Source organism: Exiguobacterium sp. s59 (genome assembly GCF_018617475.1).
GTDB lineage: Bacteria > Bacillota > Bacilli > Exiguobacteriales > Exiguobacteriaceae > Exiguobacterium > Exiguobacterium aestuarii.
On the sequence record NZ_JACSKG010000005.1, the window covers coordinates 173975 to 194133 of the forward strand.

General features: G+C 47.8%; 19 protein-coding genes. 6 read left to right on the plus strand and 13 right to left on the minus strand.

The annotated features are described in order from the left end of the window. The first annotated feature begins 95 nt into the window (after positions 1-95). Positions 96-533 carry a hypothetical protein gene (locus KNO91_RS11355; RefSeq protein ID WP_214795977.1) on the plus strand — a complete coding sequence of 146 codons (438 nt, stop codon included), beginning with the start codon at positions 96-98 and terminating at the stop codon, positions 531-533. 113 nt (positions 534-646) lie between these two features. Here KNO91_RS11355 and KNO91_RS11360 read toward each other — a convergent pair whose 3' ends face one another. The 6 genes from KNO91_RS11360 to KNO91_RS11385 form a co-directional block, all read right to left on the minus strand. After that, positions 647-2092, minus strand: a complete 1446-nt coding sequence (locus KNO91_RS11360) for a glycoside hydrolase family 1 protein (RefSeq protein WP_214818007.1) — start codon at positions 2090-2092, stop codon at positions 647-649. A gap of 16 nt (positions 2093-2108) precedes the next feature. Beyond that, positions 2109-3959 (minus strand): beta-glucoside-specific PTS transporter subunit IIABC, encoded by a 1851-nt coding sequence (locus KNO91_RS11365; protein WP_214818010.1) that lies wholly within the window; start codon positions 3957-3959, stop codon positions 2109-2111. A gap of 102 nt (positions 3960-4061) precedes the next feature. Then, on the minus strand, positions 4062-4913 hold the full coding sequence (gene licT, locus KNO91_RS11370; RefSeq protein ID WP_214818013.1) for a BglG family transcription antiterminator LicT: 852 nt from the start codon (positions 4911-4913) through the stop codon (positions 4062-4064). A 210-nt stretch (positions 4914-5123) separates the two neighbouring features. Then, positions 5124-5867: an AAA family ATPase gene (locus KNO91_RS11375; RefSeq protein WP_214818178.1), complete on the minus strand. Its 744-nt coding sequence runs from the start codon at positions 5865-5867 to the stop codon at positions 5124-5126. After that, on the minus strand, positions 5858-7126 hold the full coding sequence (locus KNO91_RS11380) for a sensor histidine kinase (RefSeq protein WP_214818016.1): 1269 nt from the start codon (positions 7124-7126) through the stop codon (positions 5858-5860). Before KNO91_RS11380 ends, KNO91_RS11375 begins: the two co-directional genes overlap by 10 nt. Continuing rightward, on the minus strand, positions 7123-7773 hold the full coding sequence (locus tag KNO91_RS11385; RefSeq protein ID WP_214818019.1) for a response regulator transcription factor: 651 nt from the start codon (positions 7771-7773) through the stop codon (positions 7123-7125). Before KNO91_RS11385 ends, KNO91_RS11380 begins: the two co-directional genes overlap by 4 nt. Positions 7774-7917: 144 nt before the next feature. Between KNO91_RS11385 and KNO91_RS11390 the strand changes: the two genes are divergently transcribed. After that, a complete protein-coding gene (locus tag KNO91_RS11390; RefSeq protein ID WP_214818022.1) occupies positions 7918-8490 on the plus strand; it encodes a hypothetical protein in 573 nt (190 codons plus the stop codon). A 35-nt stretch (positions 8491-8525) separates the two neighbouring features. Here the strand turns inward: KNO91_RS11390 and KNO91_RS11395 are convergent, their stop codons facing one another. Both KNO91_RS11395 and KNO91_RS11400 read right to left on the minus strand, forming a co-directional pair. After that, a complete protein-coding gene (locus KNO91_RS11395) occupies positions 8526-9233 on the minus strand; it encodes a hypothetical protein (protein WP_214818025.1) in 708 nt (235 codons plus the stop codon). Positions 9234-9296: 63 nt separating this feature from the next. After that, positions 9297-11213, minus strand: coding sequence for an endonuclease MutS2 (locus tag KNO91_RS11400; RefSeq protein ID WP_214818028.1), 1917 nt, complete (start codon positions 11211-11213; stop codon positions 9297-9299). Positions 11214-11670: 457 nt separating this feature from the next. Here KNO91_RS11400 and KNO91_RS11405 point away from each other — a divergent pair, with 457 nt between their 5' ends. The 3 genes from KNO91_RS11405 to nagE are packed head-to-tail and all read left to right on the plus strand — an operon-like array spanning position 11671 to position 14515. Continuing rightward, positions 11671-12159 carry a PTS sugar transporter subunit IIA gene (locus KNO91_RS11405; protein WP_214818030.1) on the plus strand — a complete coding sequence of 163 codons (489 nt, stop codon included), beginning with the start codon at positions 11671-11673 and terminating at the stop codon, positions 12157-12159. A 20-nt stretch (positions 12160-12179) separates the two neighbouring features. Then, entirely contained in the window at positions 12180-13028 is an 849-nt protein-coding gene (locus KNO91_RS11410) for a PRD domain-containing protein (protein ID WP_251126635.1), read from the plus strand. Further along, complete coding sequence (nagE, locus tag KNO91_RS11415) at positions 13025-14515, plus strand: N-acetylglucosamine-specific PTS transporter subunit IIBC (protein WP_214818032.1); 1491 nt, start codon at positions 13025-13027, stop codon at positions 14513-14515. The genes KNO91_RS11410 and nagE overlap by 4 nt, the downstream gene beginning before the upstream one ends. A gap of 285 nt (positions 14516-14800) precedes the next feature. Here the strand turns inward: nagE and htpX are convergent, their stop codons facing one another. Beyond that, a complete protein-coding gene (gene htpX, locus KNO91_RS11420; RefSeq protein WP_214818181.1) occupies positions 14801-15688 on the minus strand; it encodes a zinc metalloprotease HtpX in 888 nt (295 codons plus the stop codon). Between the two features lie 18 nt (positions 15689-15706). Next, positions 15707-16255 (minus strand): LemA family protein, encoded by a 549-nt coding sequence (locus tag KNO91_RS11425; RefSeq protein ID WP_015880351.1) that lies wholly within the window; start codon positions 16253-16255, stop codon positions 15707-15709. Positions 16256-16383: 128 nt separating this feature from the next. Here KNO91_RS11425 and KNO91_RS11430 point away from each other — a divergent pair, with 128 nt between their 5' ends. Further along, complete coding sequence (locus KNO91_RS11430) at positions 16384-17568, plus strand: amidohydrolase (RefSeq protein WP_214818034.1); 1185 nt, start codon at positions 16384-16386, stop codon at positions 17566-17568. Positions 17569-17578: 10 nt separating this feature from the next. Here KNO91_RS11430 and KNO91_RS11435 read toward each other — a convergent pair whose 3' ends face one another. From KNO91_RS11435 to KNO91_RS11445, 3 genes are all read right to left on the minus strand, one after another. Beyond that, positions 17579-18898 carry a hemolysin family protein gene (locus KNO91_RS11435; protein ID WP_214795960.1) on the minus strand — a complete coding sequence of 440 codons (1320 nt, stop codon included), beginning with the start codon at positions 18896-18898 and terminating at the stop codon, positions 17579-17581. A 99-nt stretch (positions 18899-18997) separates the two neighbouring features. Continuing rightward, positions 18998-19471: a DMT family transporter gene (locus KNO91_RS11440; protein WP_214790148.1), complete on the minus strand. Its 474-nt coding sequence runs from the start codon at positions 19469-19471 to the stop codon at positions 18998-19000. A gap of 11 nt (positions 19472-19482) precedes the next feature. Beyond that, entirely contained in the window at positions 19483-20157 is a 675-nt protein-coding gene (locus KNO91_RS11445) for a Crp/Fnr family transcriptional regulator (RefSeq protein ID WP_214795958.1), read from the minus strand. Positions 20158-20159 lie beyond the last annotated feature (2 nt).

Sequence of the window (20159 nt, forward strand, 5' to 3'; positions counted from 1 at the left end):
CTACAGTTTCTTTTCTAGCTTGAGTGAGATTCGTTTACTTTAGCGTGGTAACGTGAAATGATAATGATAACAACTCTTTAAAGTGAGGTGACGGTGTGTCTACCACGGAGTACGAACAAGCGACATCTATTTTGCATCACCTCTTTACCGCCTCTTCCTTTGTAGGAATCGATTTCGGTTCCGGCCCGAATCATCATCTCCTCTATTTCAGCCGCCAAGGACTGGAATCTTGGATCTCCATCGAGGGACCTTGGCATGTCCATGCCACACAAGACACATTTGATGAAGGCGAACAACTCGAACAACTCATGCGACTCCGTCGTGAACGCATCCATCACGTACGACTCGGAGACGAGCATCCGCATCTCGAACTTCAATTCGAATCCGGTTCTCTACTATTCATCAACGGATACCAAGAACACTTTGAGTGCTGGCAAGCAGGAGACGCGAGACCACTTGGTGGAGACGCCTATCTGTTGGTCGCGATGCCACAAGGGGAGCTCGCAATCTTTGCGGATGGAGACGACGAATGAGCACATGGGTGGAAATTATTATGTATATGTTGATTGCTGGGGGCATTAGTCTCGCGATCATCTTATTGCGAAAAATCACGAAAGCATGAAAAAAGCGGCCGAGGCCGCTTTTTTCATTTGACTGATTCTTCTTCGTATAAGCTCGCACCTTGTGAACGAATCACATCTTGGTACCAGAAGAACGATTCTTTCCGTTTTCGCTCTAACGTCCCGGTACCATCGTCATGTCGATCCACGTAAATGAAGCCGTACCGTTTGCTGTACTCACCTGTTGAGGCACTCACCAAGTCAATACAGCCCCAACTTGTATAGCCCATCACTTCGACTCCATCTTCGATTGCATCCATCATCCCTTTTAAATGGTCGCGCAAGTAATCGATCCGGTAGTGATCATGAATCGTTCCGTCCGACTCGACTTGATCATATGCACCTAATCCATTCTCAACGATGAATAATGGAAGCTCATAACGTTCATATAATTTGTTTAAAATGACACGAAGTCCCGTCGGATCAATCTCCCATCCCCAGTCGCTCGCTTGTAAGTATGGATTTTTGACCCCACTCATAATATTTCCTTCCGCTTCATCTTCACCTTTTTCAGCCTTTTCAGTGCGCGACATATAATAACTGAGTGAAAAGAAATCAACGGTATTCTCTTTGAGGATATCAAGGTCGCCATCTTCCATGGCGAGTTCAATGCCGTTCTCTTGGAAGAAGCGTTTCGCAAAGCTCGGATACTTCCCGCGTACGTGAACGTCTCCGCAGAAGAAATTCATCATCCGCTCCGCATCATGTGCATACCAAACATCATCCGGGTTCGAGCTGTATGGATAAACTGGAGCTGCGATGAGCATACATCCAATTTGCATCGATGGATCAATCTCGCGTGCCGCTTTCGTCGCGAGTGCACTTGCAACCAGTTGGTGATGAAGTCCCTGATACGTCAGTTGTAATGTGTTTTCTTCGTCTCGGACCGCAATTCCTAGACTGAGCATTGGCATGAATTGCGCCCCGTTGATTTCGTTAAATGTCAACCAATACTTGACCTTGCCTTGATAACGTTCGAATAAGACGCGACTATATCGTTCAAAATAGGTGACGAGACGGCGGTCCCGCCAACCCCCATAATGTTTTGCAAGATGTAGCGGCATCTCATAGTGTGAAATCGTGACAAGTGGTTCAATCCCTTGTGCGACCAACTCATCGATGACACGATCGTAGAATTGAAGACCTTCCTCATTCGGTTCCGTTTCATCCCCGTTCGGGAAGATTCGTGACCAGGCAATCGACATGCGGAATGTCTTGAATCCCATTTCTTTAAAGAAGGCGATATCTTCTTTATAGCGATGATAGAAATCAATCCCTTCATGGTTCGGATACAAATATTCCTCATGTAATTCAAAATCAAACGTCGGGTCATGAATGATTTTCATTCGCTGTTTCCCACCAGGCATCACGTCAGCAATCGAAAGACCTTTCCCACCTTCTTGATAACCGCCTTCTAATTGATTGGCCGCAGTGGCCCCGCCCCATAAAAAATCACTTGATACTTGTTTCATCTTGTCTCCTCCTTTGTTATACAATGACGCGCAATACGCCATGATTCGCTTCTACCGCTCCTGTGTAAGTTGGTAATACGTCTAAATAATGATCGGTATTCGTGACAATAATCGGCGTGATCGTGTCATACCCTTCCCGGGCGATGGCATCCATATCGAATCGGACGAGCGAATCTCCTTCTCTCACTTTCTGTCCATCCGTCACAAGCGTTTCAAAATACTTTCCGTTTAGTTTGACCGTGTCTAACCCAATATGAATCAACACCTCAACACCGGTATCAGACCGAAGACCAATTGCGTGTTTCGATGGATAGACCGTTACAATTTCACCATTAAACGGGGCATACACTGCCCCTTCTGAAGGCATGATGGCAATCCCTTTCCCCATCGCCCCACTCGAGAACACTTCATCACGAACCGTTTCAAGCGACACGACTTCCCCTTTTAACGGAGCTGAGACCGGAAAGCCTACTTGCTCAGATACAGACTGGGCGACCTCTTGTTCCTGCGACTCGACTGTCACTTCTTCTTTGTGGAACACCATCGTCAAAGCGAGGGCAACCACTGCCGCTACCGCCATTCCGATAAATGCGCCGTAAAAGGCTAAATCGACACCAGTTGCCGGAATCATGACCGGGATACTGAAGATTCCGAGTCCTCCCATCGCATAGGCTGCTGTACCGAACAGACCTCCAATGACACCACCTGCCGCTCCACCAATCATCCCGAAAACGAATGGCTTCTTGCGAGGTAACGTTAATCCATACATCGCCGGTTCTGTGATTCCGAAGACACCCGCAATGGTCGAGGAAGTCCCTAACCCTTTCACTTTTGGATTTTTCGCCTTTAACGTGATTGCTAAAACAGCACCGACCTGACCAAATGTGGCCATCAATACACCGACAACGATCGTATCCATACCGACAACCGATAAGTTGTTGATGATGATCGGCACGAGTCCCCAGTGAAGTCCGAACATGACGAGCACTTGCCAGAACGCACCGATGAATGCGATGGCGATTGTCGGACTCAAGTCATATAAGAACGAGTATCCGTTCGCCAATCCTTGACTCGCATATGTCGCGACCGGTCCAATGGCTAAAAAAGTCAACGGGACAACGAGTAACAATGCCATCATCGGCGTCGTGAAGTTTCGGACGGCCTCATGTGTATGACGGTTGAAGAATGTCTCTATTTTTGAAGACACATATGTCGCCAAGATAATCGGAATGACCGAAGACGCATAACTCATCAAGACGACTGGTACATTGAGAAACGTTAACGACTCACCAGCCCCTTGTATCGCGACAATCGACGGATAAACGAGCGCCCCCCCGATGATCATCCCAATATACGGGTTCCCACCAAATTTCTTCGCGGCCGAATGTCCCAAAATCACCGGAAGGAAGTAAAACAGTGCGTCCGCTGCGGCATTTAAGACGACATACGTTCCCATCTCTTGTGTCAATAATCCGAGCGCAACGAGAATCGCAAGCAATCCTTTCAAAAGACCACTACCTGCCATTGGTCCGAGAATTGGCGTAAAGATTCCAGCGATCACATCAATCAATCGGTTGAACACTCCTGATTTTTCTTCATCATCGGTCGAAGCTGTCTGGAAACCACCAACCTCGACAACCTCTTTGTAGACGTATGGTACATTGTTTCCGATTACGACTTGAAACTGTCCACCACTTTGAACGACGGTGATGATGCCATCTTGTTGTTTCAATGTCGCCGCACTCGCTTTTGATTCATCCTTTAGTTTGAAGCGTAACCGCGTTGCACAGTGAAAGACGCTCTTGACGTTCTCCTTACCACCGACATGCTGCACAATCGTTTCTGCCAGTTGTTTATATTGTTCCATTTTGTTCACTCCTCATCATTTTAGGTAAAAAGAAAAACCTAAATCACCACACAAAAAATTGTGTAGTCATTTAGGTTTGGCCTGCATCATCAGTAACCATCCTTAGGATCGACGTTCTTTCATTAAGTTTTCGATATGAATCATCATGTACAGCCGTTCGTCCATCGATACATCGTAATGATATTTCGTCGCAATCAACCCGGCGATCTTTTCGACACATTCAAATGCTTCTGGATATCTTTGCTTCACCATCAGGAACAAAGTTTCGTCACCCGTTGATTTGACCTTCTCTCCAGATGCGAGACGCTGCACAAAATATTTTAGATGGGTCAAAAAGCGTGCATAAGCGTATGATTCCTCGTCCAATTCGATTTGAAAGTGATACGTGATGATCGTCAGAATCGCTTGCGTAGCTCTCGTCATCTCGGTGACAAGATGCAGGTTTTCACCTTTGACACCAGACATCGTCGCATTGACGAGGTGTAAGGCGATTGCCACTGCCTCGTCCTCATCAAGTTTGACCTCATGTCGCTCATTGATCAGGTTAACCGCTTCTTTCCCGATAGCGAACTCTGGCGCATAAAATCGTTTCACTTCCCAAACGAGAGGATTTCGAATTTGGATTCCATCTTGGTACCGACTGAGTGCAAAATGAAGGTGGTCAGCCAGCGTCACATATAGTGAGTCATGGATGGGTTGGTCCAATCGCTGTTCGGCCAATCTGACAATCTGCTTCACCGTTTCCATCTCAGCTGTCGGCATTTCATTTAAAAAGTGAACGAAACGCTCATAGCTCTCTTTACTCTCGAGCGTAAAGATTTTTTCGATTCGTGTCTGATCAATCTGATCGCCCGGTCGTTTTTGAAACGCAATCCCACGTCCCATCACGACCTGCTCTTGACCGTTCGCATCGATGGCTACGACATTGTTGTTGAACACTTTTGAAATATGCATGGTCTCCTCACCTCGCTCTCATTCAACTGAACTGAAAAGAAAAAAACCTAAATTCACACCAGAGTCCAACATGGAGTCATGGCATCAATTTAGGTTTTGCCTGCATCACCAGTAACAATCCCAAAGTGGATTTTCTTCTTTTCGATATAAGCATACTCCCTAGAAATCTTGACGTCAACATAAAAATAAAACGCTTACATCGTGACCGTTTTATTCATCAAACAAGATTCGTTGCATGCGTTCTGGCGCCTCTAAATAGTCACGCATAACCCGTACATGCTCCAAATCGTCAAACGCCGTCGGGGATAGCCCGGTCTCTACTTGCAAAATGACCGCGCCTGGATATGACATCAAGATGGGTGAGTGACTCGCGATGATGAATTGACTTCCGGATTGTACAAGTTCATGCATACGCGCGAGCATGGTCAGTTGCCGCATCGGTGACAATGCGGCTTCTGGCTCATCCAAAATATAGAGCCCTCTTTCTCGGAATCGATGCAACATGAGGGAAAGGAACGCTTCCCCGTGCGACTGTTCATGAAGGGAACGTCCGCCGTATGACTCATAAAACCGTTCAGGATCACGCCCTGATTTCGCCATCTCATCCACATAACTCGATAGCTGGTATGCCGTCTCGGCTCGTAAGAAAAAACCATCCTTCGGTCGATACGGACCGCGAATCGGGCGCAGCGCTTCATACAAAGAACTATGTGTCGACTCTGTTTCAAATTGGAAGGACGGTGCTCCGCCTTCTGGGTTGAAGCCCGCCGCTACAGCCATCCCTTCAATTAAAGTCGATTTTCCACTCCCGTTCTCTCCGACAAGAAACGTGACCGGATGATGAAACGTCAGTTCATCGAGGGTCTGAAAGATTGGTAGCGAGTATGGATATCCTGTCGAACGGATGCGTTCTCTCTCTAACCGTATCCCACGTAAAAATAATGTCATGTCCATTCGATCCAAAATGTCGCCCCCTTATGTGAATCGACCCCGTACGAGAATCCTTGCGCTTCAAGTAAGAGCTTCGTGATGGCGAGACCTAAGCCATGACCATTTGAACGATCACCCTTCACGTACATATCCCAAATCGAATGCCCAATGGAAGGGTCAATCCCGTCCCCTTCGTCTGTCACGGACAGTCGATGTGGTGTCAGTTTGATGGTAATCTTTCCGCCAGTAGGGCTCGCCTCATACGCATTTCTAATGAAGTTCGAGAGTACCCGTTCCATTGCGAGTCGATCAGCTTGAATCGATACCGGTTCGAGTTGTAAATCAAGCGTCACATCTTTTTGTCGGAACCACTCGGACATGCGTGACGTCAATCGACGAATCAAGTCGTCTAGTTGTAGCGACTCCATTTCGAGCGGAATCGTACCGGTGGACAACTTTGAATATTCGAGCATCTGATTGACGAGTCGGTCAATACGATCTACTTCCTCGGTAATACTTTTCCCTGTCATAGAAACCTCTGACGCCTTCACGACACCTAGCTCCAACATTTCTGCCTCGTTTCGAACGATGGCGAGCGGTGTACGCACATCATGCGTCACACCGGAGATAAATGATTTTTGGAGTGCTTCTTTTTCTTGAAGTGATTCATTCATTTGACCAATTGTAACGGTCAAATCTCCAATCTCATCGTTCGTCACGTTCGGAAGTGTAATGTCGTGTCGCCCTTCCATAATCGAGGTAGTCGCCTGTTTTAATTCTAATAGCGGTTGCGTGAGTCGGCGACTCATCCAAAACGTAACACCGATGGCAACCAACAGTGCCAGAATAAATCCGCCCGCTAAGATGAGATAGATTTGTTGGAACTGTGGATTTGAAAACGGCACCGGGCTGTACGTCACGATTTGGACGTCCCCTTCTTCTTGTAAGTACGTCAAGAAACGGGTCCCATTCACACTCACCTCGTCTTGAACTGCTAAATCATTCGGATCGAGGGTAATCGGCATCATGCGGTGCATCCGACCACCCCGCTCTAGCTCGATGCGTTGCCCGTCTTGAAATAAAAGTACGTCTAATTGACCTGGAATCCCGCGTCCTTCCTGAATGGCTTCATATACAATCGCCGCCTCGCGCTCCAATTGTGCATACGTCTCATCTTCTGCGAAACGTCCGATCAATAAGGATGTGAGTCCGAAGGTCAAAATCGCCATCACAGCAAGCGGTAGGATAGCCGTCCATAATAGTTTCTTCATCAGACGGTTCATGACAGTCCCTCTAATCGATAACCGACCCGGTGAACGGTCTTCAGCTGTTCTTTTAATGTCGGTGATTTGTCACGTAATTGCTTGATATGGGTGTCGACCGTACGCGTATCTCCGACAAACGTATAATCCCATACATCGTCGAGCAGGCGGTTCCGATCTAACGCCTCCCCGACGTGCTTCCATAAGTACAAAAGCAATTCATACTCTTTGTTCGTCAGTCGGAGCGGTTGCCCGTTCTCTTGTACCATCCTCGACTTGATGTCGATGGTGAGTGCGCCGAATTGAATCAAATCAGTCTGTTTCACGAGACGTTTCAAACGAATCTCCAACTCTTTCAAGACGATCGGTTTGACTAAGTAATCGTCCGCCCCGAGTTCCAATCCAAATACACGGTCATCCGCCTCACCACGTGCGGTCGTCAAGATGATGGCGGGCGATGGCTGTTGCGCTTTTAATGTCGGAATCAAGGTCCAACCTTCCCCGTCAGGCAAACGAACATCTAATAACACCGCATCAAATCGTTGATGTAGCTGTCGCTTCGCCTCACTGAGAGTCGTCGCCACGGTCACATCAAAACCGGCATACGTTAAAAAACGAGACATGCCGTCCGCCAGTTTTTGTTCATCTTCCACAACGAGTACGTTCATCTCATATCGCCTCCACACCCATTATATCGCACACATCGAATGTCCCACCGTTTCCCAAAGACAATTTGCAGAAATCTTGCAACTCCCTCACAACTTTCCTCACCTTCAGATCTACACTTGGAGTATCAAAAGGAGGAGATACACATGAAATCAACGAAACTTGCAATCGCCTTGGCCGGTCTATTAGCCGTCTCAGGCACTGGCGTATATGCCGCGACGAATGACACGACAACAGACGAATCGACAACGACAGCATCCACCCAATGTGAACGCGGCGAGCGAGGTCCTGGTATGTTCGGTGATCGGGAAGTAGGTCATGCCGCTCTCATCGAAGCGCTTGGTTTAACGGAAGAGGAAGTGGACGCTGCACGTGAAAACGGACAGTCACTTCCTGAACTCGCGGAGGAAAAAGGCATTTCGATTGAAGCATTCATCGATGCCATCATGACATCGCATGAAGAAAAACTGGCGACCGCTGTGGAGGAAGGAAACTTGACGCAAGAAGAAGCCGATCAAATCCTTGCGGATCACGAAGAGCGTTTTGCTGATGTGACAAGTTATGATGACTTAGAAGATGCTCGCGGTATGCGCGGCGGACGAGAAGGTGGTCGCCATGGCCACGGGCACGGCCCACATCATAACGAAGCCTCTTCTTCAGATGACGATGCTTCAACAGAGAGCGACAGCAACGTAGAGAATCAAAGCAACAACTTGTAAGTCAAAAGGCAGCCACGACGCACGTGGCTGCCTTTTCATATGACGAGTAATAACAACGCATAACCTAATAGTCCAACTAAAAACGCACCAAAACTACTCTCACGTTCAGCAGGCAATTCTTCTTTCATGACGTTCAAGATGACGCCACCTGCTAAAAAGGCGACAACGATGGACAAGCCAAGTTCATTCACTTCTGCAAATGTACCAACTGCCCACCCTATGAGTACAGCAAGCGCCAAGAAGATGCGCCCTTGTCGATCATAAAGTTGCTGGTGATGCTGACGCAATCCTTGATCGACCGTGACAAAGTGTATGCCGAGCGCTACAAAATAGAGGAACATCGTGCCATTTGACTGAAATTCACTTTCTGCGAGCACATACCCGATGCTAAACGTATAAAGCGTGAATGAACCAATGTGAATCCAAAATACATACGGTTTTTGTTTACGCTTGTTGGCCGTCGCGAATCGCTCGAGCCCATAAAAGACAGCCAGTCCTAACATACTGATGATCAAGATATGGTTCTCGAGGGAAGCGAAGACGTTATTTCCAATCTCTCCTTCGAGTTCACGTTGATATTCATTTAACTCTGGTAACAGATGAAGGAATACATAAGCAACGGCAATCCCGCCAGCCACTGATAAAAAACGGCTCCTCGGCACTTCACGCACATGAATGAGCTTTCCTGAAAAAAAGTGAATCACCGCAAAGCCGAGTGCAAACCAAAAACTTAACTCGAACACATAAGCCCCTCCCACATTAAGACTTCTCTCTATGTGCTCTTACCCGTTCGCTTTACGCTACATTCATTTCCGGTTAGATTGCTCTTGTTTCTTTCTTTCCCGAATCTCTTTTTCCACTCGTCGTAACGCTTTTTTCGATCCTCGTGCAAAGTCGTGGGCTTCCTTACGCTCCTGATACGTCGTGAATAACGTATCCAAATCATAGTCAGCCGGATAGAGTTCTGTGGCACGCGCCTCTAGCCGGACACGACGACTCGGTAGCTCTACATAATCGTCATTCACGAACACCTGGACATGCCGACGCGATGCATCAAACGAATAGACAAGCCCGACTTGATTTGTCTCTAACAACCGGACACGGTCACCTCTTTCAAAGCGTTCCGCCTCTTCAAGCGGAACCACTTCCACTTCGCGAGCGATTTTAGCATCATCGACTTTCGTGGTGTCATAGGTTTTCTCGTTCATATAACGAGATGCCTGTTTCAAAATCGCTTCCGGTAACTTCATCTTCCGAGCGATAAACAAAGCATTGCTGTCGCCAGACTGCCCCATGAGCAGTCGGTATTTCGGTTCGAGCGTTTCCGGATCAAACTGCATCGCTGCGTTCATGAAATCCGGATGCGCTTCAGAATACGATTTGATTTCTCCATAATGCGTCGACGCCACAACGATTGATCCACGTTTATAAGCCGCTTCTAAAATGGCAATCGCCAGAGCGGCCCCTTCATTCGGTTCCGTCCCACTTCCAATCTCATCGAATAATAGCAGCGACCGTTTCCCAGCGGTTTGCATGATTTTTGCGACATTGTGCATATGCGCCGAGAACGTACTGAGTGCTGACTCCAAGTCCTGATTGTCTCCGATATCGACGAACACCTCATCGAATGTGGAGATGACCGTATCTGTGTGTGCCGGGATATGCAGACCCGTCATCGTCATCAAACTGAGGAGTCCAATCGTTTTCAAGACGACCGTCTTTCCGCCGGCGTTCGGTCCAGTGATAATCAAGCCACGATAATCCGTACCGATGGCAAAATCGAGTGGAACGGCACTTTCTAAGAGCGGATGACGCACTTGCTTCAATTGGATTCGACCGGTCGCATTCACATGCGGTGTCACGCCATCAATCGACTGACTGTACTTCCCTTTGGCGAAGACCATATCGTACTGCGCGATGACATCGAGTGTTGCCTCGATGTCAGAAAGGACTTCTGTCACCGCTCCGGTCAATGTGGCTAATACTTGATACACTTCTACCGCTTCTTCCGTGCGTTTAATGACGAGTTCTGCATTCAATTTCGAAATAGCCTCCGGTTCGATAAAGACCGTTGTCCCACGATTCGATGTGTCTACAATCGTACCCGCTACTTTATGCTTGTATGAAGCTTTGATTGGGATGGTGAAGCGATCCTGTTTTTGCGTGACGAATCCGTCTTGAATCATCTCGCGATTGGCGGCGCTCTTCAAAAACTTGGCCAATCGCTCCTCGATTCGCCCTTCGAGAATGTCGACTTGTTTTCGGATCCGCTTCAACTCTTTCGACGCCTCATCGACGACTTGTCCAGCTCGAATCGCTTGCGTGATGTCTTCTTCTAGTGTCCGCCATTCGCCCATTCCAGCAGCATACGCGGACAGGAGCGGTGCAAAGAATTCATGTTCGAGCATGAATCGCTTCAGTTTACGTGCTCCTCGTAAAAATTCAGCGACCGCTTCAAGTTCTGTTGCTTCGAGTTGGATGCCTCGTTGTAGTTTTCCGATGATTGTTTCCATATCAGAAACCCCGATGAATGGGACGTGTGACGTCGCATCTAAAATCGCTCGTGCTTCAGACGTTTCCTGCAGACGCTTCTTCACCGTCGCAATATGGCTCGTCGGACGTTGTTGTTTGAGTAACCGTCGCCCGAATCCGCTGATGCAGAAGCGCTCTACTTTCGTCATCAATTCGTTGTATTGTAATTTTTCAAATGTTTGTTCGTTCATATGTCTCTCTCCTCAAATGTAGAATCGAGATACCGCGCAAACAAAAAAGCGTCGGTCGATGACGACCAACGCAAAAAGACAGACCGGTGTCTGGCAGTTTTTGATGGGCGGTATCTGTAACGGAACATGACGGCATGACAAAAAGACGTGTCATCCGACATTTTTCAGTTCGTTAGGCAGATACAACCTCACTCATCAACATGCAACACCTTTCTTCAATAGATTCGCCTTAACTATACAATAGATTCATCACCTTGTAAATTTTTAGAGAACGCTTTCAAAAAAAGACTTGTGTCTCAAATCAACACATGTTATGTTGTACGTGAAGAAACGAATAGCGATCACATGTGACTGATTCGATCAGGCATGGGGTAAGACGTACGGTGCATGCCACCCGTCTATACTCCATGCCTGTTTTGTTTTTCCGCGTTTTGTTTTAAGAAAGGATGTAGAAGATATGCTATGGAATAAGTTAATGAATCGACACAAACCGACACTACACTCGCCAATGGAAGGAGACGTCATTCCACTCGAACAAGTAGCCGATCCGGTCTTTAGCGAAAAAATGATGGGCGATGGCATCGCGATCACACCGACAGACGGAGCAGTCGTCTCACCAGCTGACGGAGAAATCGTACAAATCGCTCCGACAAAGCACGCCATCGGCATTCGGACCGAGGATGGTGCTGAGATTTTGATTCACGTTGGACTTGACACCGTCGAACTCGAAGGTCGACCATTCGATCTCTGTGTCGATGTGGGTGACCATGTGAAAACGGGGCAGCTGCTACTCACAGCGGACTTGGCACAAATCCATCAAGCTGGTAAAGACACCGTCACGCCGATGGTCGTGACGAATGGTGGAACGCTTGCCCATCACTATGCCTTCACATTTACGAAGGAAGCCGTCCCAGGTAAGACGATCGTCGCCCGAGTGGAAGCGTGACTCCGGAACAAGGAGGACACATGATTAAGATCAAAAAGATTCTAAATAACAATGCGGTCATCGTCTCGGACGATGGAGAAGAAAAGATTGCGATTGGTCCTGGCGTCGCCTTTAAAAAGACGAAGAACGACATCGTGAATCCCCATAAAATCGAAAAGTTGTTCATCATGCCGGAAAATGACAAGTTCCAACAGTTGTTGAGCCGAATCCCGGTCGAACACTTCACTGTCTCCGAGGACATTATTTCATACGCAGAGAAACGTCTCGAGACATCGTTCAACGAGCACATCCACATCGTCTTGACCGATCATATCTCATTTGCGATCGAGCGGGAGATGGAAGGCATCTCACTACGAAACAAATTGTTGAACGAGATTAAGATTCTCTATCGGAATGAGTACGAGATTGGACTGTGGGCGATTGAACACATCGCTGACAAACTCAATGTTCAAATGCCGAAAGACGAAGCCGCGTTCATCGCGCTTCATATCCATACGATGAAAGTGAAAGGAGGTGATTTACGCAAGACGGTCAAACAGACAACGATTGTCCGCGACATGATTCAATCGATTTCACGACGACTCGATGTATCCATTGAAGAAGATGACTTATCCTACCAACGATTATTAACGCATTTACGGTTCGTCATGGATCGGGTCAACCATTACGATCATCATACGATTGATGAAGACATGCTCCGCATGATTCAGACGAAATTCACGTCTGCCTATGCGTGCGCATCTGATGTCGCAAAAGAAATGGAAGAGACATATGGCATCGTCTTGCCCGAGTCAGAACTTGGCTATATTACGCTCCACATTCAACGTCTACAAGATCAACACCACCAAAAAGGAGGAAATCAAAAATGATGAACTTTTTCCAACGTCTCGGACGTTCCCTCATGTTACCGGTTGCTGTACTTCCGGCAGCTGCGATTCTCATGGGGATTGGTTATTGGATTGACCCAGTCGGCTGGGGATCTGAAAACATTGCAGCCGCCTTCCTAATTAAAGCGGGTGCTGCGATTATCGATAACATTCCAATTCTTTTCGCAGTCGGGGTTGCCCTCGGTATGGCTAAAAACCGCGACGGTTCAGCTGCACTGAGTGGACTCGTTGCCTTTTTGACTGTCACGACGCTTCTCTCTGCTGGCACGGTCGCCTTGTTCCAAGGTGTCGACGTCGAAGCCGTCAACCCGGCGTTCGGCAAGATTGCCAACGCGTTTGTCGGGATTCTTTCAGGTCTCGTCGCCGCTTCGATGTATAATCGTTTCAGTCACGTTAAATTACCAGACGCCCTCGCGTTCTTTAGTGGGAAGCGTCTCGTTCCAATCATGACAGCCTTCTCGATGATCCTCGTATCGGTCGCGCTTTACTTCATCTGGCCGGTCGTTTATACAGGTCTCGTCGGATTCGGGGAATCGATTTCTAAGCTTGGCGCATTTGGTGCCGGACTTTATGGGTTCTTTAACCGTCTCTTGATTCCAACAGGTCTTCACCACGCCCTCAACTCAGTCTTCTGGTTCGACGTCGCTGGCATTAACGACATCGGAAACTTCTGGTCGGGTGAAGGTGAGAAAGGTGTAACTGGGATGTATCAAGCGGGTTACTTCCCAATCATGATGTTCGGTCTCCCAGCCGCAGCACTTGCGATGTACCACACAGCGAAGACAAAACGGAAGAAACAAGCGGCTTCTCTTCTTCTTGCAGCTGCATTCGCTTCATTCTTTACAGGTGTAACTGAACCACTCGAGTTCTCATTCATGTTCCTCGCACCGGTTCTTTACCTTGTACACGCAGTCCTTACAGGAATCTCGCTCTTTATCGCGGCAACGTTCCAATGGACAGCTGGTTTCGGGTTCAGTGCAGGATTGGTTGACTTCGTGTTAAGCTCACGCTTGCCACTCGCGAACCAACCGTACATGTTACTCGTTCAAGGTCTCGTCTTTGCAGTCATCTACTATGCAATCTTCCGTTTCATGATTGTGAAGCTCAATTTGGCAACGCCAGGTCGTGAACCGGATGAAGTCGTTGATGCAGTCGCAAGTGAAACGACAGACGGCGAAACGAAAGTGGCGCCGGTCGCATCTGCCTCTGGCAACGAATTCTCAGCGATGGCGAACATGATCTATGATGGTCTCGGCGGTGACAGCAACGTCACAGGAATCGAATCTTGTATCACACGCCTACGCGTTGATGTCAAAGACATGGATACCGTTAACCAAGATCAAATCAAAAAAGCTGGTATTCCTGGCGTTAAAGTCGTCAGCCCGAATCATATCCAAGTCATCGTCGGTACAAACGTTCAGTTCGTTCTCGACGAGATTGAAAAAATCCGTAACCACCGCGCAGGATAAACGTCGAAAGCCACCTCATTCAGGTGGCTTTTCTTGTTTTTGTGCATATTGTTTATAAAATTGAACGAAATAGTAGAGGAAAATCCATGGCAAAATATATTGCGTGAGCCACATGAAGACCTTAAGTACTGTATGCACAATATATGGTCCTAGCCCAAATAAAAATAATACGACTAGTAAAGCGACCCCTAAACCTATGTATATCTTTTTATCCAACTCACCCACCCCCTTATTTTCCCAGTTCAGTGTAACATAAAGAGCCTGCCGCAACTGGACAGGCTCTTCTTACATTTGACGAAGTCGGGAAATCCGCTCGACTGGATCAGGGTGCGTCGAGAACAAACCGCTCACTTTCTTCTTGAGTGGGTCGGAGAAGTAAAGTGGGGCCGAGGCACTCGACGCTTGCTCGACCGGTGTCTCGACGTTTGCAATCTTCTCAAGCGCTGAGGCGAGGGCATCCGGGTTACGGGTCAGTTCCGCTCCACTGGCATCTGCTAGGAACTCGCGATTACGTGAAATCGCCATATTGATCAGCATCGCGATGAGCGGGGCTAACACCAATAAGACGAGCCCGATGATGAGGAAGATTGGATTCTGATTTTGATCGCGTCTCCCTCCACTGATGCTTCGGAAAAATAACATACGTGAGCCGATGTCGCTCATGATGGCAATGACCGATACGAGTGCGAGCGTGACCGTCGAGAGACGCACATCATAGTTTTTTATATGTGCGACCTCATGCGCGATGACACCTTCTACTTCTTCGCGCGATAAGCGCTCCAACAGCCCTGTCGTGACGGCGACGGCCGCCTTTTCTGGCTTCAACCCCGTCGCAAATGCGTTCGGTGACGAATCGTTGATGATAAAGATGCGTGGCATCGGTACTCTCGCGACCATCGCCATGTTTTCGACCGTATGCCATAAAAAACGATGCTCTTCGACCGAGGTCACCTCTTGCGCCCGATTCATCTTCATGACGATGTTCGTGCTCGACATGATGACGATACCGACATAAAACAATGAGAAGATTGGTGTGAAAATCAACCCTGGGATTGCGTCCCCGTAGTTGACATAGGAGATGGCTGCCCCTACGAGAAGAACGAATAAGACGAACCCCGTGACGATGAAAACGGTCTTCACTTTATTCTTTCGAATCTGTTCATAGAGGAGCATAGCTGCCACCTCGATTCATCAAAACGACACGCGAACGTTTTCGCGCTCTTCAGCACGTGCTTCAAGCATGTCGCGTTTTTCGAAATGATGGACGGACGCGATGATATTCGTCGGTACCGATTCGATTTTTGTATTGTACTTCATGACCGTATTGTTATAGAGCTGACGCGAGTAAGCGACCTTGTTTTCAGTCTGCGTCAATTCTTCCTGCAACATTTTGAAGTTCTCATTCGCCTTCAAGTCTGGATACGCTTCACGAAGCGCGAACAGATTTTTCAACGCCCCGCTCAGTTGGTCGTTCACCGCCATCTGATCTTGACGATTCGACTTCTCACCAAGCTGATTTCTTAGTTCAACAACCTTCGCAAGCGTCTCTTGCTCGTGTTTCGCATACCCTTTCACCGTCTCGACCAAGTTCGGAATCAAATCATACCGCCGCTTCAACTGAACATCGATTTGAGCCCATGCCTCATCGACCCAGTTCCGATATTTGACGAGCCCGTTGTACATCGAAAAATAGATGAGTACGAGCACGACAACCGCTACAATTGCAATAATCCACCCCATGTTGGCACCTCATTTCTTCATTTTCTCCTGTATTAATTCCCTTTACTCGTATAAGATAAGCTTAACTTTCATAACAATTTGTAAATGGATTCATTTCTTGACACGGTAATCACAAAGGAGTGTTCGCAATGATCGTCACGCATGCCGAAGTACGTTTGACAGAGTTGTTCGAAGAGATGGTGTCATTAAGGCGCCATTTTCACCAATATCCAGAGCTGTCCTTTCAAGAAGTCGAAACGCCAAAGATGATTGCCTCTTATCTCCGTGCGCTTGGAATCGAGGTGCGTGAACACGTTGGCGGTAATGGTGTCGTTGGTCGAATCAAAGGCGGTGACGGCCCGACCATCGCGTTACGTGCCGATTTTGATGCCCTTCCGATCCAAGATGTGAAAGATGTCCCCTATCGTTCAAAAGTAAATGGGGTCATGCATGCTTGCGGACACGATGCCCATACGGCGACACTTCTCGTCCTAGCGAAAGTGTTGACCGAGATGGACCTTCCGGGAGACGTCGTGTTGATTCATCAGTTCGCTGAAGAGTTGGCTCCAGGGGGTGCCAAACCGATGATTGAAGACGGGTGTCTCGACAACGTAGATTATGTATACGGCGCACACATTTGGACGCCGCTCCCGTTCGGAACGATTGGCGTGAAAACAGGTCCCGTCATGGCTGCAGCCGATCGATTTGAATTGACCATTACAGGAAAAGGTGGACATGGCGCGATTCCGCAACATACGGTCGATGCGCTCATGGTCGCCGTGAACGTGGCTAATCATCTCCAACAAGTGGTCAGTCGACGCGTTGACCCGCTCGAACCAGCCGTTCTCACCATCGGGACTCTCCATTCCGGTCAAGCGTTCAACGTGATAGCCGAAGAAGCGAAGTTATCTGGAACCGTGCGTACGTTCACCCATGAGACGCAAGAAAAGATGATCATGGATATGGAACGTATTATCCGTTCCGTCTGTGCTGCGAGCGATGCCGAGTACGAGCTCGACTATATAAAAGGGTATCCAGCTGTCGTCAATCATGTGACGGAAACGGAACACGTCCGGCAAAGCGCAATCGACGTCGTCGGTTCAGATGGTGTCATCGAGATGGCACCGCTCATGGTCGGCGAAGACTTCGCCTACTATGTAGAACAAGTGCCCGGTAGCTTCTTCTTCACGGGAGCCGGGAATCCCGAGCTTGCGGCAATCTTCCCTCATCACCATCCTCGTTTCGATGTAGATGAACGGGCGATGTTACACACGGCTCAAACTTTACTTGGTGCTTTACAACGCACGTGGATGACACACGAAAAAGAGGATTGATGCGATTGCATCAATCCTCTTCTTTGGTTGGATGTTGTAATTCAGAGACAAGTACTTGGTCGACACGCTTCCCGTCCATGTCCACGACTTCAAAGCGAAGACCGTACGCTTCGACCACGTCACCCCGCTTCGGAAAATCGCCTAGTGCATAAATGACGAGACCTGCGAGCGTATGGTACGAATTACGTCCTTCGTCGAATCGGTCATCCCGAATCTCGAACGTTCGTTTCAAATCCTCGATTCCGAGTAACCCATCCGCCAAATACGATCCGTCCTCACGACGAACCACTTCCGGTGTATCTTCTTCAATCATGACCTCTCCGACGATTTCTTCTAAAATATCGAATAACGTGACCATTCCGAGGAATCCACCATATTCATCTAAGACAAAGGCAATCTCGACACCATTTTTCTGCATCATCTGAAGCACTTGGCTCGCCTCTCGTTGCTTTGGAACGATGAGCGGTTGCTTGATGCGTTTTAAAATCTGTGACGGCTCACGCAATGTCGGTAACGTCAAAATGTCACGCACATCGATATATCCGACAAAATCGTCGAGCGAGTCGCGACCGACTGGTAACTTGTTATGCTTACTTTCGTAAATCGATTTTTTCATGTCGTCCATGTCATCCTCTAAGTCGACCCATTCGAGCGTCGTCCGAGGTTGCATCAGTTCATAAATCAACTGATCATGGAACGCGAAGACGCGTTCAACTTGCTGAACTTCTTCGTGAGCAAACTGACCTTGCTGTGCCCCTTCAAAGAGGAGCTGCTTAATCTCAAGCTCTGTTTCTCCACTTGTTTGTTCTGCCTTCAACCCAAGTAGCTTGAATAAGAAGAGCGTCGATTTCGATAAAATCCAAATGAATGGGCGCATCAACTTGCTAAATAAATCAAGCGAAGGAATGATTGCCATCGTTACTTTTTCAGGCGAGACGAGCGCAATCCGTTTCGGTACCAATTCACCAATGATGAGCGACAAATACGTAATGATTGTAACGACGGCCACATAAGCTACCGTTCCGGCATACTGCGTACTCATCCCGGCTTGTTCAAACGCCGATGCGAGAGGAGCCGAGAAGCGCGCACCCCCGTAGGCCCCGTTAATAATCCCAATCAATGTGATTCCGACTTGAACGGTCGACAACAAATCTGTCGGGTCTTTCGAATAGTGAAGCGCAATCTTCGCACTTCGTTTCCCTCGATTTGCTTCAACCTCAAGTTTTGCAGGTTTCGATGAGATGAGCGCAATTTCTGTCATCGCAAAAATCCCGTTCAACACAATCAAAAACAAAACAATCAACAAATCAATCACTATGGAAGAATCCACTTTTTTATCACCTCAGCTAATTTTTAAACCATACTGCTTCATTTTATCAAAAAATCGTTACCAACCTGTACCCGTTTTGCTCAGAAAAATAGCCACTCCTCAAGAAGTGGCTTCGTTGACAGCTTGTTTGGCGATGGCCGCGGTTTGGGACTGCTTAAAGAGAATCACTCCGACGAGCAGGACCGTAAGCCCAACGACTTGTCCAGACGACAAGGTGATTTGAGGCATCCCGAAGGCACCGTACAAGTCGACCAGTAACGCCCAAATCAATTGGGACACAAGGATAAGGGATACCGATAGCGTTGGTCCAAGTAACTGGATGCTCCGCATGACACAATACACGACACCTACACCAAGTAACCCACCAAGCCAATAGATGGGAGAGACGTCACGTAATCCGGAAAGATTGCCTCCGAATAATAACAACGGGATGATGGATCCGACCAAACCGACGATAAAGACCAGTACCGTTGTCGCCCAAGCTCCTAAATTTGTATTCATTTTTGCATTGACCGCTGCCTGGACACTAATAAATGCTCCGGCCACTGCTGAACAGATAATTCCAAAAACCATGTAATCGCTCCTCACTCATAAAACATGCCGTTCGCACGTTCTTTCAATCGCGCACTATTTAATATGACAACTTCTTTTCTCGTTCGTTTGACCAATCCTTCATCGACGAACGCCTGCAACGTCCGATTCAAATGACGATAGCTGGTCCCCAGCCATTCGGCGACTTCTTTACGCTTCAGTTGACTCATCTCAGCTTGAAACAGCTCATTACCTGATTCGCTAAGCGAGATCAAATAACCAGCCAACCGTTCTTCAAGTGTCGACATGAGATGATTGGATGAGGCGTTTGCCTCGATGAACAGTTTTTCAGATACCCCGCGCAATAGATGTTCCGTGAATTCGACCGTACGATTATGACGACGAAGTACCTCGAACGGAATGCGTAAACAGGTTACCGGACCTACCGCCTCGACGGTATGCAACACGTTACGACCACTCGCATATTCGATGTCACCAATCAGGGTAGGTGCAGCTTTTAAACGAAGCAAGCGCAACTTCCCTTCTTCACTCAGCGTATAAATTTTGACACGTCCTTCGAGAACGACAAACAAGCATTCAATATGTTGATTGTTCGAACAAAGCATTGTCCCGGATTCATAAGTGACTAAAGAAGAAGCTTCGAGCGTTTCGTTAGAAAAAAGATGATCCCACTGCAAACGTGTCAGTGCATCCATAATATTCATCATTG

What these genes read in the sequence shown, in the direction of transcription:
- KNO91_RS11360 (WP_214818007.1), bottom strand. Translation starts at nt 2,092, where the DNA reads ATGAAACAAGTATCAAGTGATTTTTTATGGGGCGGGGCCACTGCGGCC.
- KNO91_RS11365 (WP_214818010.1), bottom strand. Translation starts at nt 3,959, where the DNA reads ATGGAACAATATAAACAACTGGCAGAAACGATTGTGCAGCATGTCGGT.
- licT (WP_214818013.1), bottom strand. Translation starts at nt 4,913, where the DNA reads ATGCATATTTCAAAAGTGTTCAACAACAATGTCGTAGCCATCGATGCG.
- KNO91_RS11375 (WP_214818178.1), bottom strand. Translation starts at nt 5,867, where the DNA reads ATGGACATGACATTATTTTTACGTGGGATACGGTTAGAGAGAGAACGC.
- KNO91_RS11380 (WP_214818016.1), bottom strand. Translation starts at nt 7,126, where the DNA reads ATGAACCGTCTGATGAAGAAACTATTATGGACGGCTATCCTACCGCTT.
- KNO91_RS11385 (WP_214818019.1), bottom strand. Translation starts at nt 7,773, where the DNA reads ATGAACGTACTCGTTGTGGAAGATGAACAAAAACTGGCGGACGGCATG.
- KNO91_RS11390 (WP_214818022.1), top strand. Translation starts at nt 7,918, where the DNA reads ATGAAATCAACGAAACTTGCAATCGCCTTGGCCGGTCTATTAGCCGTC.
- KNO91_RS11400 (WP_214818028.1), bottom strand. Translation starts at nt 11,213, where the DNA reads ATGAACGAACAAACATTTGAAAAATTACAATACAACGAATTGATGACG.
- KNO91_RS11405 (WP_214818030.1), top strand. Translation starts at nt 11,671, where the DNA reads ATGCTATGGAATAAGTTAATGAATCGACACAAACCGACACTACACTCG.
- KNO91_RS11410 (WP_251126635.1), top strand. Translation starts at nt 12,180, where the DNA reads ATGATTAAGATCAAAAAGATTCTAAATAACAATGCGGTCATCGTCTCG.
- nagE (WP_214818032.1), top strand. Translation starts at nt 13,025, where the DNA reads ATGATGAACTTTTTCCAACGTCTCGGACGTTCCCTCATGTTACCGGTT.
- htpX (WP_214818181.1), bottom strand. Translation starts at nt 15,688, where the DNA reads ATGCTCCTCTATGAACAGATTCGAAAGAATAAAGTGAAGACCGTTTTC.
- KNO91_RS11425 (WP_015880351.1), bottom strand. Translation starts at nt 16,255, where the DNA reads ATGGGGTGGATTATTGCAATTGTAGCGGTTGTCGTGCTCGTACTCATC.
- KNO91_RS11430 (WP_214818034.1), top strand. Translation starts at nt 16,384, where the DNA reads ATGATCGTCACGCATGCCGAAGTACGTTTGACAGAGTTGTTCGAAGAG.
- KNO91_RS11440 (WP_214790148.1), bottom strand. Translation starts at nt 19,471, where the DNA reads ATGGTTTTTGGAATTATCTGTTCAGCAGTGGCCGGAGCATTTATTAGT.
- KNO91_RS11445 (WP_214795958.1), bottom strand. Translation starts at nt 20,157, where the DNA reads ATGATGAATATTATGGATGCACTGACACGTTTGCAGTGGGATCATCTT.